Here is a 15,571-nt window from a genome sequence, read left to right as displayed (position 1 = left end):
TGCGGCGGGTTGCCGGGCCGCAACCGGGCGTAGATCTTCAGCAGCGCCTCTTCGTGCGACCGCGAGGTGTCTTCGGACAGCGTATTCAGGATGATCGGGTCGCCCGCCTTCTCGACCACCTCGATCTCCTCCAGGTCGCTGGCCTGGAGCTTCTTGATGGCCTCGCCGATCTGGGCCCCGGCCGGCAGCAGTTCCTCGCCCGTTCCCGGGTCGACGACCGCGGCCGCCGTGATCATCGTCGGCTTCAACTGCCCGACGGACATCATCGTCGTCGGGTAGAACGCGCGGATGATCTCGACATCCGAACTGAACGCCGCGTCCAGCGCCCGCAGGAACGTCGTCGCCGGCATCTTGGACGACTGATCGATCCGCACCGCCAGCAGTTCCCGCTTGCTCACGTTGATCTCGATCCACGAACCGCGTTCCGGGATGACCCGCGCCGCGTGAAGCGGGCGGTCCGCCTGCTGCGACTCGATCACGAAATCCACGCCCGGCGAACGGTGGAGCTGCGAAACGATCACGCGCGTTGCGCCGTTGATGATGAACTCGCCGCCGCCCATCATGATCGGCATGTCGCCGAGGTAAATGCTCTCCTCGAGGCTCTCCTGCGTCTCCTTGCGGGTCATCCGCACCCGGATCCGCATCGGTCTGCCGAATGTCAGCCGCAGATCGCGGCACTCTTCCGGCGTGTACCGCGGGCGGCCCAGGTCGTAGTACAGGTATTCCAGCAGGACATCGCCTGCGTAGCTTTCAATCGGGAAAGTCTCGCGAAACAGCGCCTCGAGCCCCTCGCCCTTGCGCTTTTCCGGCTCGACCGTCTCCTGCAGGAAACGCTCGTACGCCTGGCGCTGGACCCGCACCAAGTCCGGCACGGGAAGCGCGTCGCCAACTTTACTGAATGACTTGATTTCCTTGAAGATCAAACCGCTCGCTGTCATGGCTCGGACCTCTCCAAAAAATGTCCGCCTGTCTCACCCCTTGCGCCGTCGCTCGCCGTCTCGGAAAGCACACCCCGCTCGGTTGGTCCTTCGTGCCTGAAAATGCTTCCGGCCCCAATGCGCAAACGTAACCCGGGCGCCCGGGACAGACTTCCCGGACGCCGCGGGAATAACGCCTTCTTGTAGTATTATAGGACCGTACGTCAAGGTCATTTCAATTCGACAGTCGCACCGGCCTCCTCGAGCTCCTTCTTCAACTGCTCGGCCTCGTCCTTGCTCAGGCCTTCCTTGACCGGCTTGGGTGCGCCGTCAACCAGATCCTTCGCCTCCTTCAGGCCCAGATTCGTCGCCTGGCGGACCACCTTGATCACCTGGATCTTCTTGTCGCCCGCAGAGGTCAGAATCACGTCGAAAGAGGTCTTCTCCTCGGCTGCCGCCGCCTCCCCGCCGGCGCCCGCGCCCGGCATCGCCGCCACGGCCACCGCACCGGCGGCCGGCTCGATCCCGTGCACTTCCTTCAGATAGTCGCCGAGCTCCTTGGCCTGCATCAGCGTCAGAGCAACAATCTTATCACCAATGTCCTTAATGTCCGATGACCATTCGCGTTCTGTCATTGCTTATCAACCTTCCTTCTAAAAGTCAACTAAAAACCGAATTCGCCGCCTTCTCCGATCCGGTTGGCCTGCCGAGTGGAAGTGCGTAGAAACCAATCGTAGGTCCGGCCGAATAAGGCGACAGTTATTAAAATCAAGCGGCAGCCCCGCTTGGGGTTTCCAGCTTCTCCACCAGCGACTTGATGCATCCGGCGATCCGTCCGGCCGGCGCTCCGATCGCCGAGGCAACCCGCGCTCCGGGCGACTGGGCCAACTGCACGATCTGGCCTTGCAGCTCGACCCGGCTGGGCATCTTGGCCAACTGCTTGGCGCCTTCCGCGTCGACCACCTCGCCATCGACGATGGCGCCGCAGACCTCCAGCTTGGTCAGCTTCTTGGTCCAGTCGTGGATCTCCCGGGCCACGTCCACAATCGACTCGCCGCCGTAGACCACAGCGGACGGGCCGGTCAGGATCTCGCCGATGCCTTCCAGCTTCGTGCCCGCCAGCGCCCGCTGGGCCAGCGAGTTCTTCACCAGATGCATCTCGATGTTCTTGGCCTTCAGAGCCCCGCGGAAACGGTTGCTCTCGACGCCGGTCAGGAGGATCGGGTTGACCACCATCGCGCTTTCCACGTTGGAAAGCCGGGACTTCAGTTCTTTCGTAATCAGGTCTTTTAATGGCTTGCTCATGCTCTCGAACCTGCCTTCCTGTTGCTTGGGGATTGGTACTCGCTCAGGCCGCCGTGATCTGGATGCCCGGGCTCATGGTCGCGGTGATGACCGCCTTCTTGATGTAGGTTCCGCGGGATGACGACGGTTTGACCCGACGGATGTGGGCCAGGAACGCCTCGATGTTGGCCGCCAGGTCCTCCGCTGAAAAGCTGAGCTTGCCGACCACCATGTGCACGTTTCCACCGGCATCGTTGCGGTACTCCAGTTTGCCCGAACGGTACTCCGACACCGCCGTGATGATGTCGTCGGTCACCGTACCGCCCTTCGGCGAGGGCATCTTGCCCTGCGGGCCGAGCACCCGGCCCAGACGACCGACCAGACGCATCATTGCCGGCGTGGCCAGCGCGACGTCGAAGTCCATCCAGCCGTCCTGAATCTTCTTGACCAGATCTTCGCCACCGGCCTCGACGGCCCCGGCCTCCTTGGCCTTCTCCACCGAGTCGGGGTCGCAGAACGCGATCACCGTCCGCGCCTTGCCGATCCCTTTGGGCATGGCCAGCGCTCCGCGAACCTGCTGGTCCGCCTGACGCGGGTCGATCCCCAGGTTCACCACGCACTCGACCGTCTGGTCGAACTTGGTGAGACCGAACTGCTTGAGGATGCCGATGGCCTCAAGCACCTCCATCGGCTGCGGCTTGTCCGCCAGCAGCTCCTGCATCTTCTGATACTTTTTTCCTCGCTTCATTATTAAGCTCCCACTGATTTTCACATCCGCCCGTGGTCAGGCGGGTTGATCACTGAGTTTTCAAGCGGGCTTCGACGGACCGTCTAGTCCACCACGTCGATTCCCATGCTTCTGGCCGTGCCCTCGACGACGCGCATCGCCTGGTCGAGGTCGAAGGCGTTGAGGTCCTGCATCTTGGTTTCGGCGATCTTCCGGACGTCGGCCCGCGTGACCTGGCCGACCTTGTCCTTGTTCGGCACGCCCGAACCCTTGGCCACCTTCGCCGCCTCTTTCAGCAGGGCGGCCGCGGGCGGGCTCTTGACCACGAAGTCAAAACTCCGGTCGCTGTAGACCGTGATGACCGCCGGAATGGTCATTCCGTTGTACTGCTTGGTCCGTTCGTTGAATTGACTGACGAACTGCCCGATATTCACGCCGTGCTGGCCCAGGGCCGGTCCGATAGGGGGGGCCGGTGTGGCCTGACCGCCGGGGGCCTGAACCTTGATCGTCGCCGTTACTTCCTTTGCCATGATCGTTCCCTTCGGTTGATTCTGTCCCTGCCTATGCCTTCTCGATCTGCCAGTATTCGAGCTCGAGCTCGGTCGCCCGACCGAATACCGTCACGATAACTTTCACCCGGCCCTGCTGCGTGTTGACCTCTTCGACCTTGCCTTCGAAGTTCTCGAACGGACCTTCCTTGATCTTGATCTGATCGCCTTTCTGGAAGTCGATGGCGATCGATGGCTCGTCCTTGGCCCGCTCGACCACCGTGAGCATCTTCTCGACGTCGCCGGTCGCCATCGGCACCGGCTTGTTGTCCGACCCGATGAAGTCGCCGACGCCCATCGTCTCCTTGATCATGAACCACGCGTGTTCCGGAATGGTCCCGTCCTCGTTGGTCTGCATTTCCACGAAGACGTAGCCCGGATACAGCTTGCGTTCCACCACCTTCGCCTGGCCGCCCTTGACCCGCTTTTCCTTGACCGTCGGTACGAGCACCCGGCCGATGATCTCGTCCAGGCTCTCGATCTGCACCTTCTTGGTCAAGGCCTCGCAGACCTGATCTTCCTTGTTGGACGCCACCCGCAATACATACCACTGTTTGGACATAACATCCCCGACCGTTTCGGTCAGTCTTGGCCGTTCTATTGCCGTTTGCCTCGCCGATCCTCTTAAAATAACGCCGATCCGGCCGCCCGCAAGACGCCGATCGCCGAGAAGAACAGCATGAACAGAATGTCCACCGCGAACAGCATCAGGCTCAGCAGCACCACGAACAGCATCACCACCTTGGTCGCCCCGATCACCTCTTGCTTCGACGACCAGTTGACCTTCTTCATTTCGCTCTCGACGGCGACAAAGAAGTCCACCGTCCGGGCGTTGCGGCCGATGAGCCAGTAAAGCACCAGGGCCCAGGCCACGATCCACAGCAACGTCACCCCTACCTGCAGGTACTGTCCGGTCGGAGTGGTGCCGTAGGGCTCCATCTTCTGGAACAGCCAGTGGGCGCCCCAGGCGACCAGGGCCGCACTGCCCAAAGCGGTGCACAGCCGGGTCCAGTAGCCTTGCGTCGGCTTGTACACGCTGAACCACTGGGCCTGTTCCGCATTGGTCGTGCTCGTCTTGTTTGCCATCTCTAACCTGCTCTCTCGCAAGAGGTTACGCTAGCCGCCGGGTCCGTGGTCCCCGACGACACAACAGGGCAGGAGGGACTCGAACCCCCAACCGCCGGTTTTGGAGACCGGTGCTCTACCAAATTGAGCTACTGCCCTGTGTCGCAGTCTCGGTCGCTGGTTCGCCGTTCGTCAGGCCGCAAGGCCTGGGAACGCCCGGCGTTACAATCAGCCTACTTCCGGCGGATCTTGTGCGTCGTGTGCTTCCGCTCGCGCGGACAGTACTTGCTCAGTTCCAGTTTCACCTGGCCCTGGCCGGGCTTGGCCGAAACCGGGGTCCGGTAGTTCCGCGAACCGCAACTGGTGCATTCCATCCAAACCCACTCGCCTTTCGGACCCTTTGCCATCGTCAGACTCTCCGCCGAACCAACACTGTTCTATGTAATAGATCGATCCCGGGGCCGCGAAAAGGGCCCCGGGATCGCCCAAACCTCTTATTATACTACTCCAGGATCTTCGTGACAACACCCGAGCCGACGGTCCGGCCGCCTTCGCGAATGGCGAACCGCAGGCCCTCTTCCATCGCGATCGGCTTGAGGATCTTCACCTGCATCTGGATGTTGTCGCCGGGCATGCACATCTCGGCGTCCTTGCCGTCGCGGCTCTTGAGCGCGGAGATCTCGCCCGTGACGTCGGTCGTCCGGAAGTAGAACTGCGGACGGTACTTCGGGAAGAACGGGCTGTGCCGGCCGCCTTCCTCTTTCGTCAGCACGTACACCTCGGCCATGAAGCCGGTGTGCGGCGTGATCGACTTCGGCTGGGCCAGCACCATGCCGCGCTCCAGCTCTTCACGCTCCACGCCACGCAGCAGGCAGCCGACGTTGTCGCCCGCCATGCCCTCGTCCAGCGTCTTGTTGAACATCTCGACGCCCGTCACGACTACTTTCCGAGACTCGGCGTTGAGGCCGACGATCTCCACCTCATCGCCGGTGCGGACCTGGCCGCGTTCGATACGACCGGTGCCGACCGTTCCACGGCCCTTGATGCTGAACACGTCTTCGATCGGCATGAGGAACGGCAGGTCTTCCTGACGCTTGGGCTCGGGAATGAAGCTGTCGACCGCGTCCAGGAGTTCCTGGATCTTGGCCTGGGCGTCGGCGTCGCCCTGGAGGGCCGGAAGGGCGGCGCCCTTGATGATCGGGGTGTCGTCGCCCGGGAAGTCGTACTTGCTCAGAAGCTCGCGGACCTCCAGCTCGACCAGCTCGAGCAGCTCGGGGTCATCGACCAGGTCCACCTTGTTCAGGAACACCACGATCGCCGGCACGTTCACCTGGCGGGCCAGGAGGATGTGCTCGCGGGTCTGCGGCATCGGGCCGTCCGCAGCCGAAACCACCAGGATCGCTCCGTCCATCTGGGCGGCGCCGGTGATCATGTTCTTGACGTAGTCCGCGTGTCCGGGGCAGTCCACGTGGGCGTAGTGGCGGTTCAGGGTCTGATATTCCACGTGGGCGGTGGCGATGGTCAGAATTTTCGTCGGGTCGCGACGGCCGTCCTTTTCCGACGCCTTCGCCACTTCGTCATAGCTTTTCTTCTCTGCCAAGCCCTTGCTCGCCAGATAGTCGGTGATCGCCGCGGTCAACGTCGTCTTGCCGTGGTCGACGTGCCCGATCGTGCCGACGTTCACGTGCGGTTTGGTTCGCTCGAATTTCCCTTTTGCCATGGAGACTAACCTCCTGTCCTGATTACCCTAATACCAATTGCACCTTAGTTCGATATTATAGACGCTCATCCGGTTCAATAAGCCAGCGGCCACAATTAAGTGACGGGCCAGTCCGTGAACAAACAATCCAAGCTGCTGATGGGATTTGAACCCATGACCTCGTCCTTACCAAGGACGCGCTCTACCGGCTGAGCTACAGCAGCTTTAGGGACCTCCTAAGTGCCCGGCGCACAAAGGGGTCCGCAGACCCTCAAAAATATCACGAGGGGGCCGAAAGTCAATATAAAATCAGCGAAATTCCCCCAATTTTTCCCCCAGCCCCCCAAAAAGTCAATGACGCCAACCGCCGAATTTCTGCCGCTACCCGAAGAATTTCGCCCGCGCCTCCAGGCCGGTCAGGTAGTGCTTGAGATTGGCCCACGACTTGCTGCTCAGCCGCGTCACCGCCCGACCGTGAGCGACCGAGAAGACCTCAACCCAAGCCCCGCCGTCCACCTGCTCCTGCATCCGCACCGTCAGTGGTTCCTCCAGCGGATAGGCCCGCCAGATCCGATCCTTATGGAAAACTAAGCGTCTGTCGGTAATAATAATTCCCGATGATCCGTTCGCTGTCCTAGGTGTCTCTTCATCTGGCAGATACTTGATGAATCGCTCGTCGGACAAGGGCCTGTACCACTCCAGCAGGGACGTCTGCAGGTGCCCCGAGAGTCGCCCCCAGCGGTCTTTTCGTCGCAAGTCGCTGTGAAAGCGTAACTTCTGGTATTCCTCGTCATGATCGCCCTGGACGGCGGCATAGAATCGCCGGGCGACCTCGAGGTTCGAGATGCTCAGCCAACACCGCTGTTCGGCGCCGTTGCCGGAGATACTGGTGCGGACGATGCCGGTCGGGTCGACTCCGGTGGATGCGTAGTAGGGCATGGGCAGGCTGAATGGCTCATCGCCGTAGCTCTTGGGCAGAAACTCCAGCAACTCGACAGGGGGCACGGCCGGAAATTGTTCCAGCGTGGCCACGGGTTTGGGTTTGCCGTGGTGTTCCGTCGGCGCCAGCGGCGAGGGAGTCGCCGACCAGTGCACCAGGTAGATGTGAAGGTCGTCTTTGGAGAGGGTCTTGACGCACCGTTGGGGAAACGAGGCCCGGATCCCGGGTTGGTGCAGTAACTCCGCTGGGAACCAGAAGAAGGCCCGGGTCGGGTCCACCTTGTAGAGGTGCAGGCGGCGCTGGCCGCCTGCAGTCGTTGATGACGGTGAGGGAATTGCTTGCGGTGTAGACTGCGGCTCGGCCTTCGAATCGACGATCTTAAGGCCGGCAACGGTGCCGTTGGCGGGTTTTTCCTGTCCACGCTCCAGCCACGCCAGGATCTCGTCCTCGCCGTGATACTCCGGGACCAGCAGGCGGAACGTCTGCTTGCACTGGGCACAAACCGCGTCCCGACCAAGCGTTGAGTACCTCACGCGGTATGACTGGCGGCAATGCGGGCAGTTGACGGCGAATCGTTCTTCCATACGGACTGGTCCTTCGCCAAGATTCGTCCGACCCCGTACAATCAGATGTGGTTCAGACAGAGATACTGTCCACTGAATGCCATTCTAACACGGATTGGCGGCCTGTTCAATGGCAATATCGGACGGATTCACTTGGCGGTCGGTTCCGGCCATGATAGCATTGTGCGGGGTGTGGCGTGAATCGGCGGAGAGAGTCTTCCAGGAGCATAACGCAATGGCGACCAGACGGCTTGACGTGGCCAGTTTGCCCCCGTTGGACCCGGTGGCCCTGCTGAGGCGGTATCAGCAGGCCGCCGCTGCCGGCCACGTGTTCGAAGCCGCCGGCCCGGACGAGGGCCGGGCTTGGCAGCGACAGGTTCGAAGCGAACTGGCGGCCACCCTCGGGTTTCAGGATCTCGATGCGGTGGACTTCGCCGCGGAGGTGATCGAGCAGGTGGAGCGCGGCGACCACATCCGCCGGAAGATCACCATCCACACGACCCGGGGCAAGATACTGCCGGTCTACCTGCTGTTTCCCAAAAGCCGCCCGGGTCCGCTGCCGGTGGTTCTGGCCTTCCATGGACACGGGTACGGCGTCAAGGACATCATTGGTCTTTGGGAGGACGGCGAGGAGCGAACCACGCCGGACGGCTATCACAAGGACTTCGCGCTTGAATTGGTCCGTCGCGGGTTTCTCGTGGCCGCTCCGGAGATCATGGCGTTCGGCGAGCACGTGCCTGACCAGTCGCACGTGCAGCCGGAGCTTGGGCAGGGCCAGTCCCCGCCTTGCCACGCGGTTGCGACGTGGGCAATGATGGCAGGGGGGAGTCTGGCCGGTCTACGGGTCTTTGAGGCGCGGCGGCTCGTTGACTATCTGACCACGCTGCCGGAGGCAGACACGGAGCGGCTTGGTGCGATGGGCATTTCCGGCGGCGGGATGCACACGTTCTTCAGTGCGTTGGTGGATGAGCGGATCCGCGTCGCTGTGATCAGCGGCTACTTCTGCTCGTGGCACGCCAGCATCCTGGCCATGCACCACTGTATTTGCAACTTCATACCGGGCATACTTGGCGTGGGCGATCTGCCCGAGTTGGCCGCTCTGCTGGCGCCGCGCCCGGTTCTGATCGAGGCGGGTACTCGCGACGGCATTTTTCCCATCGAAGCCGTCCGCGACGCCGTTGGCCGCCTTCGCGAAATCTACGCCGTCTGGGACGCCTCAAACCAAATCGAACTGGACGAGTTCGAAGGCCGCCACCAGATCTCCGGCCGCCGCGCCTACGACTTCCTTGTCGAGAAGCTGCAACGCCAGTCGTCGAAATAGGGTTTTTTCCTGGAGAACCACGCGCCGTTTCGTATCACGGCTGATACAGGAACTTCGAGATCGCCAGATACGCCAGAAGGAGGGCCTGTTCGGCCAGTTCGGCGCAGGCGAACATCGAGTGTTTGTCGTGGCCGCGCTGGGCTCGTGAGAGAAGCATCGAGGCCACGTAGACGACCAGGAATATCCACAGCGCGACCAGCAGCCCGAGTCCGCGGCTGCGCTGGCTGGAGAAATAGACTGCCGTCACCAGCGTCACCAGGACCAGGTTCACCAGCAGCGGGCGGATTCTCAGCCGCCGGCGCAGGTCGCGGTCCTGCGGGTCGATGGTCGGCGACTGCCAGCCGGTGGCCGCGGCCACCAGCAGCCCCGCTTTGCCCCACAATCCCAGCAGCAGGAGCACCCGGAAGTGCATCTTGGGATACAGCCGGTTGAACATCGCCCGCCAGTCATCCGGCCACCATGGGGCGTGGTAGGGCATCGCCAGGATCAGCGAAAACTTCAGCAGCAGCGCCAGGACCACCGCCAATACGCCCACCAGCGATATCTGCCGGATCTGCGAGGTTGTTGGCTGGTCCGACGGCCCGGTTCCGAGCACCAGCCGGTCCGCCGTCACCGCCAGGCCCGCCAGTTGCTTGAAATTCAGCACGGTCAGGACCAGGACCACCATGACCGACGGCACGAGCCTCAGGCGCGTCCACTCGGTGAAGTAGATATCACCGTAGTACTTCCAACTGGCTGCAAACACCGCGCACAGCGTCAGACCCACACCCAGCCCGCAAACCAGCAGCGTGATCGGGACCGGCGACTCTTCTGCCCGGCGGTCCAGCCTCCAGCAATACTGCAGCCCAAGCCGCACCTGCCGAATCGCCCGCCGCGCCAGCTCGCTCATGCGTCCGGTTCCTCCGGCTCGGCCGTTGCCCGCGGTTCCGATGAGATTGCCTCGAGCGAGAACACCGACTGGGTCCGCAGGATCAGGTTCTGCGACGGAAACGCATGGTAGGCGAACACCGACAACTCGCGGGTCCGGTGCTCGTAGTCGATGAAGCTGAAGGGGGCCAGTCCCTTGCCCTCGGCCCACTGGTCGAATGGCATGAACAGGCCGCGCGTCTCGGCGAAGCGAAGCATCTCGCGATGCACCTGCTCGAAGACCGCCTGGCTCATCGTCTCGGCCTGGGTGCTGACGATGTAGAAGACCCGGTCGTCCAGGCAGTGGCGAAAGTCGCTCTTCTTTTCGAGCGGGAGTTTTTCGATCAGACCGGCTGACGAGTACAGCTCGCTGGCCTGGACCACCAGTTCGGTCACCGTCTGTTCCGGCGTGTGGAAGCACACCAGGTGTCCCAACCCCAGCAGCCAGATGTCGGCTTGGTATCGGCCCAGATCCAGCTTGTGCTGAAGAAACACGCCGAACAGTTCCGGGTGCAACGGCCGCCCGTACACGTAGAGCCTCATCTCCTCCAGTTTCGGTGCGTCCACGTTCGACTCGACCACAAATCCGCTCCTCGCCCGGCGTCGGGTCCGCCTATTCGGGCGAACCCGCCAGGGCGTTCAAGATCATCGCCAGAATATCATAAACCACGTGGCAGCCGACGGTAATCCCAAATCCCCGCAGGATGAATATTCCCGCCAGGTATCCGCCGGCCACGGCGCGGAACATGAACGTCGGCCACGAGAAGGTCTCGGGCCCCAGGTAATGATAGAGGCTGAACGCCGTCGCGGAAATCAGCACCATGAAAAAAACCGATGGCGGCTCGGGCAGTCGGGCCAGATCGATCATGATCATCCCGAGCAGCGAGATCAGGATCAGCCGAAACAGCAGTTCCTCGTAGATCCCCGCCCCGATCGACAGCAGCAGCTTGCCGTGCCAGCCCTCCGCGGCGGGAGCGGCCAGGGGCGACCAGAGGTTCACGTAGCTGCTGCCCACGTTGTAGAAGACCACCAGCGGGATCGCCAGCAGCAGGCTCTCGACCGCCATCAGCCCCAGCGTTCTCTTGTGGACCCGCCACGTGTCGCCCGTCGCGACGTGCCACGCCACCAAAATCGCCGGCACCAGCAATCCGGGCAGATAGAAGATCGTCGCTCCAAACAGGGCCAGGAACCGATGCAGCAACTGGAACGCAATGACCCGCGAGTGCAGCGCCTCGGGCAGGTTGCCCGCCATCAGCAGGGTTCCCAGCTCGTAGACCACCACCAGCGGCAACAGGAACACCAGCGAGGTAACCGGCCGGTGGATGTCCTGCGAATACGGCGGGTTCTGCCCGCTCCGTCCAGTCGATTTGCCCTTCATTCCGATCATGCTTCGAAGTAAACTACCATGAGGCCTATCATTCGACAAGGGTCGAACCGCCGATGCGGTGCATTTGATCGACAGGAGAACGCATGCGATGGCCGCGACACACGACGAGCTGATGGCCCTCTACCAGGCGATGCTGGCCCACTTCGGGCCCCAGCGCTGGTGGCCCGGCGACGGGCCGCTCGAGATCATGATCGGGGCCGTTCTGACCCAGAACACCAACTGGGCCAACGTCGAGCGGGCGATCGCCAATCTGCGCCGGTCCGACCTGATCGACGTGGAGAGACTCGCCACCTGTTCGCTGCCGCGTCTGGCGGAGATCATTCGCCCGGCTGGGTATTTTCGTGTCAAGGCCAACCGCCTGCACAACCTCATGAGCCACGTCTGGCGGGAGTACGGCGGCGACCTCGAGATATTCTTCAGTCGGTCGGTGGACAGCCTTCGCGAGGAACTGCTGTCGATCAACGGCATCGGCCCGGAAACCGCCGACGACATCGTGCTCTACGCAGCGGGCAAGCCCACCTTCGTCGTCGATGCCTACACCTACCGTGTCATGGTCCGTCACAAGCTTATCGCCGAGGACGACGACTACCACGCGATCAAGGACTTCTTCGAATCGAACCTCCCGCCCGACGTGCCGCTCTACAACGAGTATCACGCCCTCCTGGTCGCCACCGGCAAGAACTACTGCAGGAAGATCGCCCTCTGCGACCGCTGTCCGCTGAACCGCTTCGACCACGACGTGCGGCTTCTCAACCGCGAGTGAGCACGGCCCTCGCCGCCGAACAAAGCCGCTGCAGGGCGGCGGAGCGATCAGGTCATCTGCCTGTGGTACTCCTGGATCGGCTTGACGTTCCAGCCGCTCTCCCGCATCGCCCGCATCGCCCGCACCGCGGCCCTCGCCCCGGTGATCGTGGTCACGATCGGCACCTCGTGGGTTACCGCGGCGGCGCGGATCTTGCCCTCGTCGGAGTCTTTGCCCTTGCGGGTGGGGGTGTTGATGGCCAAGGCGATCTCGCGGTGTTCGATCAGGTCGAGGATGTTCGGCCGCCGCTCCTCCAGGACCTTCGGGATCAACTGGGCCGGCACGTCCGCCGCCCGCAGGATCTCCCAGGTGCCCTTGGTGCTGATGATATTGAACCCCATCGACGCCAATTCGCGGGCGATCGGTTCGATCAGTTTCTTGTCCGCGTCCCGCACCGAGATGAACACGTTGCCCTCGGTCGGCAGCGGCGACGAACCCGCCATCTGGCTCTTGGCGAACGCGATCGAGAATCGGTCGTCGAGGCCCATCACCTCGCCGGTCGAGCGCATCTCCGGACCCAGGATGATGTCCACGCCCGGGAACTTGATGAACGGGAACACCGACTCCTTGACGCTGGTGTGCCGCGGCCAGACCGTACGGGTCACGCCTTGTTCCCGCAGCGACTTGCCCATCATCACCTTCGCCGCCACCTTCGCCCACGGAATGCCCGTCGCCTTGCTCACGAACGGCACCGTTCGCGACGCACGCGGGTTGACCTCCAGCACGTAAATCTGTTCGTCCTTGATCGCGAACTGCACGTTCATCAGCCCGCGTACGTCCAGCCGCCGGGCCATCGCCACCGTCTGGTCGATGATCTGGTCCACCAGTTCGTGCGACAGCGAGTAGGGCGGCAGGGCGCAGGCCGAGTCGCCGCTGTGGATGCCCGCCTCCTCGATGTGCTCCATCACGCCGGCCACCACCACGTCCGTCCCGTCGGCCACGCAGTCGACGTCCACCTCGGTCGCCAGTTCGAGGAACTTGTCGATCAGCACGGGGTTCTCGGTCAGCGGCCGGTCGGAGTAATCGTCCGCCTCGCGGATGAACTTGGCCAGCGACTGGTCGTCGTAGACGATTTCCATGCCGCGCCCGCCGAGCACGAAGCCCGGCCGGACCAGCACCGGATAGCCAATGCGATTGGCCACTTCGACCGCCTGGGCCACGTTGACCGCGGTGCCGTTGGGCGGCTGGCGGAGCCCGAGTTCCTGCAGCAGCTTCTGGAACTGCTCGCGATCCTCAGCCAGGCGGATCGACTGGACGCTGGTCCCGATGATCGGGACGCCCGCCTCGTGCAGCCCCTTGGCCAGGTTCAGCGGCGTCTGACCGCCGAACTGCACGATCAACCCGTCCGGCTTGAGCTTGTCGCAGATGTTCAGCACGTCCTCGAGGGTCAGCGGCTCGAAGCACAACAGGTCGGAAGTGTCATAGTCGGTGCTGACCGTCTCGGGATTCGAGTTGACCATGATCGCCTCGAAACCCTCTTGGCGGGCGGCGAACGCCGCGTGGACGCAGCAGTAGTCGAATTCGATGCCCTGGCCGATCCGGTTGGGTCCGCCGCCGAGAATGACGATTTTCTTTTTGCTGCTGACGCGGACCTCGTCGTCGGTCCACGCCTTCGCTTCGCCGGAGGAGTTGCCGGCCACGACCGCCGGCTGCTCGTAGCTGGAGTAGTAGTAGGGGGTATAGGCCTCGAACTCCGCTGCGCAGGTATCGACCAGCTTGTAAACCGGTTCAATGCCCAGGCTCTTGCGGTGGGCCCGGACCTTCTTGTCGGTGGTGTTCCAGAGATTGGCGAGCTGCACGTCCGAATAGCCCCACATCTTCGCCTGCCGGAGGACCTCTTGGGGCGCCTCTTCGAGGCTGGCGTACCGGCTCAGCACGTCCTCAAACGCCACCAGTTCACGGATGTTCTCGAGGAACCACGGGTCGATCCTGGTCAGCTCATGGACCTGCTCGACGGTCCAGCCCATCTTGAACGCATAGCGGATGTAGTACAGCCGGCCCTGGCAGGGCACGGTCAGCTTGTTGCGGAGGGTCGGTTCCGGAATCGGGAACCTCTGGGCCGCCTCCTCGTGGGCGTCCACCGTGTCATCGGCTTTGGCGTTGAACGGCACCTTCTGCCGTTGGGCCGCCCGGCGGTTGGCCAACCACTTGTCGATCCGGTCCAGTCCGAGCCCGTAGCGCCGGATCTCCATCGAACGGATGCCCTTCTGCAGGGCCTCCTTGAAGGTGCGGCCGATGCTCATCGCCTCGCCCACGCTCTTCATCTGCGTGGTCAGCGTCTCGTCCGCCTCCGGAAACTTCTCGAACGTCCACCGCGGGATCTTGACCACGCAGTAGTCGATCGTCGGTTCGAAACTCGCGGGCGTCTCCTTGGTGATGTCGTTGGGTATCTCGTCCAGCGTGTAGCCGACCGCGAGCTTGGCTGCGATCTTGGCGATCGGAAAGCCCGTGGCCTTCGAGGCCAGAGCCGACGATCGCGAGACCCGCGGGTTCATCTCGACCACCACCATCCGGCCGTCGGCCGGGTTCACCGCAAACTGGATGTTCGATCCGCCCGTCTCCACGCCGATCTCGCGGATGATCGCGATCGACGCGTCCCGCATTCGCTGGTATTCCTTGTCGGTCAGCGTCTGGGCCGGAGCCACCGTGATGCTGTCGCCGGTGTGCACGCCCATCGGGTCGAAGTTTTCGATGCTGCAGATGATCACGACGTTGTTTTTCCGATCGCGCATCACCTCCAGTTCGTACTCCTTCCAGCCAAGCACCGACTCCTCGATCAGGACCTCGTTGATCCGCGAGTACTCGATGCCCCGGGCGCAGATTTCGGAGAACTCCTTTTCCGTGCGGGCGATGCCGCCGCCGTGTCCGCCCAGGGTGAAGCTCGGCCGGATCACGCACGGCAGGCCGATATCCGCCAGCAGTTCCTTGGCCTCAGCCATGTTGTAGGCCAGGCCGCTTCGCGGCAGCTCCAGCCCGATCCGCAGCATCGCTTCCTTGAACAGCTTGCGGTCTTCGGCCTTATGGATCGCCTCGCGATTGGCCCCGATCATCTCCACCCCGTGCTTTTCGAGCAACCCCAGGTCCGCCACCTCAACCGCCGTGTTCAGCCCCGTCTGGCCGCCCAGCGTGGGCAGGATCGCGTCGATCGGTTCGCCCGTATCGCGCTCGGCCTGTAGAATCCGCTCAATTGCCTCCGCCGTCACCGGTTCGATGTACGTCCGATCCGCGAACTCGGGGTCCGTCATGATCGTCGCTGGGTTCGAATTGATCAGGACGATCCGATACCCTTCCTCCCGCAGCGCCTTGCAGGCCTGGGTGCCGGAATAGTCGAATTCGCAGCCCTGGCCGATGATGATGGGCCCGGACCCGATGATCAAAATCTTCTTTATGTCGGTTCGTTTGGACATGTTCT

The 15,571-nt window shown here is 62.8% G+C and carries 16 protein-coding genes and 2 tRNA genes; 2 read left to right on the top strand and 16 right to left on the bottom strand.

The window, feature by feature from the left end; all coding sequences use genetic code 11:
* From rpoB to GXY33_00240, 12 genes are all read right to left on the bottom strand, one after another.
* The coding region (rpoB, locus tag GXY33_00295) for a DNA-directed RNA polymerase subunit beta (GenBank protein NLX03560.1) at positions 1-938 on the bottom strand (938 nt) is incomplete at its 3' end.
* 209 nt (positions 939-1,147) lie between these two features.
* The gene (gene rplL, locus GXY33_00290; protein NLX03559.1) at positions 1,148-1,552 is read right to left on the bottom strand and encodes a 50S ribosomal protein L7/L12; all 405 of its coding nucleotides are present in this window, start codon (positions 1,550-1,552) and stop codon (positions 1,148-1,150) included.
* 133 nt (positions 1,553-1,685) lie between these two features.
* On the bottom strand, positions 1,686-2,222 hold the full coding sequence (locus GXY33_00285) for a 50S ribosomal protein L10 (protein ID NLX03558.1): 537 nt from the start codon (positions 2,220-2,222) through the stop codon (positions 1,686-1,688).
* Between the two features lie 43 nt (positions 2,223-2,265).
* The gene (locus tag GXY33_00280) at positions 2,266-2,952 is read right to left on the bottom strand and encodes a 50S ribosomal protein L1 (protein ID NLX03557.1); all 687 of its coding nucleotides are present in this window, start codon (positions 2,950-2,952) and stop codon (positions 2,266-2,268) included.
* Positions 2,953-3,032: 80 nt separating this feature from the next.
* Positions 3,033-3,458 (bottom strand): 50S ribosomal protein L11, encoded by a 426-nt coding sequence (gene rplK / locus GXY33_00275; GenBank protein ID NLX03556.1) that lies wholly within the window; start codon positions 3,456-3,458, stop codon positions 3,033-3,035.
* A 31-nt stretch (positions 3,459-3,489) separates the two neighbouring features.
* Positions 3,490-4,038, bottom strand: coding sequence for a transcription termination/antitermination factor NusG (gene nusG / locus GXY33_00270; GenBank protein NLX03555.1), 549 nt, complete (start codon positions 4,036-4,038; stop codon positions 3,490-3,492).
* Positions 4,039-4,100: 62 nt separating this feature from the next.
* Positions 4,101-4,562: a preprotein translocase subunit SecE gene (gene secE / locus GXY33_00265; GenBank protein ID NLX03554.1), complete on the bottom strand. Its 462-nt coding sequence runs from the start codon at positions 4,560-4,562 to the stop codon at positions 4,101-4,103.
* A gap of 64 nt (positions 4,563-4,626) precedes the next feature.
* Positions 4,627-4,700: transfer RNA gene (locus GXY33_00260), tRNA-Trp, on the bottom strand.
* A 74-nt stretch (positions 4,701-4,774) separates the two neighbouring features.
* A complete protein-coding gene (rpmG, locus tag GXY33_00255) occupies positions 4,775-4,948 on the bottom strand; it encodes a 50S ribosomal protein L33 (protein NLX03553.1) in 174 nt (57 codons plus the stop codon).
* A 95-nt stretch (positions 4,949-5,043) separates the two neighbouring features.
* On the bottom strand, positions 5,044-6,261 hold the full coding sequence (gene tuf, locus GXY33_00250; GenBank protein NLX03552.1) for an elongation factor Tu: 1,218 nt from the start codon (positions 6,259-6,261) through the stop codon (positions 5,044-5,046).
* A 130-nt stretch (positions 6,262-6,391) separates the two neighbouring features.
* Positions 6,392-6,464, bottom strand: a tRNA-Thr gene (locus GXY33_00245).
* A 157-nt stretch (positions 6,465-6,621) separates the two neighbouring features.
* Positions 6,622-7,764: a hypothetical protein gene (locus GXY33_00240; protein ID NLX03551.1), complete on the bottom strand. Its 1,143-nt coding sequence runs from the start codon at positions 7,762-7,764 to the stop codon at positions 6,622-6,624.
* Between the two features lie 214 nt (positions 7,765-7,978).
* Here GXY33_00240 and GXY33_00235 point away from each other — a divergent pair, with 214 nt between their 5' ends.
* Positions 7,979-9,064 (top strand): acetylxylan esterase, encoded by a 1,086-nt coding sequence (locus GXY33_00235; GenBank protein ID NLX03550.1) that lies wholly within the window; start codon positions 7,979-7,981, stop codon positions 9,062-9,064.
* Between the two features lie 34 nt (positions 9,065-9,098).
* Here the strand turns inward: GXY33_00235 and GXY33_00230 are convergent, their stop codons facing one another.
* Genes GXY33_00230 through GXY33_00220 form a run of 3 tightly spaced genes read right to left on the bottom strand, consistent with a single transcriptional unit; the run spans position 9,099 to position 11,348 of the window.
* Positions 9,099-9,953 (bottom strand): hypothetical protein, encoded by an 855-nt coding sequence (locus GXY33_00230; GenBank protein NLX03549.1) that lies wholly within the window; start codon positions 9,951-9,953, stop codon positions 9,099-9,101.
* Positions 9,950-10,552: a DUF2617 family protein gene (locus tag GXY33_00225; GenBank protein NLX03548.1), complete on the bottom strand. Its 603-nt coding sequence runs from the start codon at positions 10,550-10,552 to the stop codon at positions 9,950-9,952. Before GXY33_00225 ends, GXY33_00230 begins: the two co-directional genes overlap by 4 nt.
* A 31-nt stretch (positions 10,553-10,583) precedes the next feature.
* The gene (locus GXY33_00220; protein NLX03547.1) at positions 10,584-11,348 is read right to left on the bottom strand and encodes a CPBP family intramembrane metalloprotease; all 765 of its coding nucleotides are present in this window, start codon (positions 11,346-11,348) and stop codon (positions 10,584-10,586) included.
* Positions 11,349-11,469: 121 nt separating this feature from the next.
* Between GXY33_00220 and GXY33_00215 the strand changes: the two genes are divergently transcribed.
* Positions 11,470-12,120: an endonuclease III domain-containing protein gene (locus GXY33_00215; GenBank protein ID NLX03546.1), complete on the top strand. Its 651-nt coding sequence runs from the start codon at positions 11,470-11,472 to the stop codon at positions 12,118-12,120.
* Between the two features lie 47 nt (positions 12,121-12,167).
* On the opposite strand, the gene carB is transcribed toward GXY33_00215, so the two are convergent.
* A complete protein-coding gene (gene carB, locus GXY33_00210; GenBank protein ID NLX03545.1) occupies positions 12,168-15,566 on the bottom strand; it encodes a carbamoyl-phosphate synthase large subunit in 3,399 nt (1,132 codons plus the stop codon).
* Positions 15,567-15,571 lie beyond the last annotated feature (5 nt).

The organism is Phycisphaerae bacterium, assembly GCA_012729815.1.
Lineage (GTDB): Bacteria > Planctomycetota > Phycisphaerae > JAAYCJ01 > JAAYCJ01 > JAAYCJ01.
This window is presented reverse-complemented; position numbering and strand designations above follow the sequence as displayed.

Bases quoted from the DNA above. Each gene is read 5' to 3' on its own strand.
- GXY33_00285 (NLX03558.1), bottom strand. From the start codon at position 2,222: ATGAGCAAGCCATTAAAAGACCTGATTACGAAAGAACTGAAGTCCCGG.
- tuf (NLX03552.1), bottom strand. From the start codon at position 6,261: ATGGCAAAAGGGAAATTCGAGCGAACCAAACCGCACGTGAACGTCGGC.
- GXY33_00230 (NLX03549.1), bottom strand. From the start codon at position 9,953: ATGAGCGAGCTGGCGCGGCGGGCGATTCGGCAGGTGCGGCTTGGGCTG.
- carB (NLX03545.1), bottom strand. From the start codon at position 15,566: ATGTCCAAACGAACCGACATAAAGAAGATTTTGATCATCGGGTCCGGG.
- GXY33_00220 (NLX03547.1), bottom strand. From the start codon at position 11,348: ATGAAGGGCAAATCGACTGGACGGAGCGGGCAGAACCCGCCGTATTCG.
- GXY33_00235 (NLX03550.1), top strand. From the start codon at position 7,979: ATGGCGACCAGACGGCTTGACGTGGCCAGTTTGCCCCCGTTGGACCCG.
- GXY33_00215 (NLX03546.1), top strand. From the start codon at position 11,470: ATGGCCCTCTACCAGGCGATGCTGGCCCACTTCGGGCCCCAGCGCTGG.
- nusG (NLX03555.1), bottom strand. From the start codon at position 4,038: ATGTCCAAACAGTGGTATGTATTGCGGGTGGCGTCCAACAAGGAAGAT.
- GXY33_00240 (NLX03551.1), bottom strand. From the start codon at position 7,764: ATGGAAGAACGATTCGCCGTCAACTGCCCGCATTGCCGCCAGTCATAC.
- rpmG (NLX03553.1), bottom strand. From the start codon at position 4,948: ATGGCAAAGGGTCCGAAAGGCGAGTGGGTTTGGATGGAATGCACCAGT.
- rplK (NLX03556.1), bottom strand. From the start codon at position 3,458: ATGGCAAAGGAAGTAACGGCGACGATCAAGGTTCAGGCCCCCGGCGGT.
- secE (NLX03554.1), bottom strand. From the start codon at position 4,562: ATGGCAAACAAGACGAGCACGACCAATGCGGAACAGGCCCAGTGGTTC.
- rplL (NLX03559.1), bottom strand. From the start codon at position 1,552: ATGACAGAACGCGAATGGTCATCGGACATTAAGGACATTGGTGATAAG.